The sequence below is a fragment of the Legionella gratiana genome, from assembly GCF_001467695.1.
Classification (GTDB): Bacteria; Pseudomonadota; Gammaproteobacteria; order Legionellales; family Legionellaceae; genus Legionella; species Legionella gratiana.
On the sequence record NZ_LNYE01000024.1, the window covers coordinates 1 to 278 of the forward strand.

Below are 278 nucleotides of genomic sequence, written 5' to 3' on the forward strand. Positions count from 1 at the left end.
GCAACATTAGGTTCTGTATCAGGTACAGCAAGTTTAGCGGTGACGAATGCGACTTTAGTTTCGATTGCAGTTAGCCCAACTAATCCATCGATTGCAAAAGGTACAACCCAGCAGTTTACGGCGATTGGCACTTATTCGGACTCCAGCACGCACAACATCACCAGTGCGGTGACTTGGATTTCATCAAACACTGCAACAGCAACGATCTCTAATGCCTCAGAAAGTAATGGTCTTGCTACTGGGGAGGCTTCCGGTTCTACCACGATCACGGCAGTATT

Annotated in this window: 1 protein-coding gene; it reads left to right on the top strand. The window is 47.5% G+C overall.

Annotated elements, in window-relative coordinates; genetic code table 11:
* Positions 1-278 (top strand): Ig-like domain-containing protein (locus Lgra_RS12595; protein ID WP_193786667.1); only part of this gene is annotated, 278 nt, incomplete at both ends.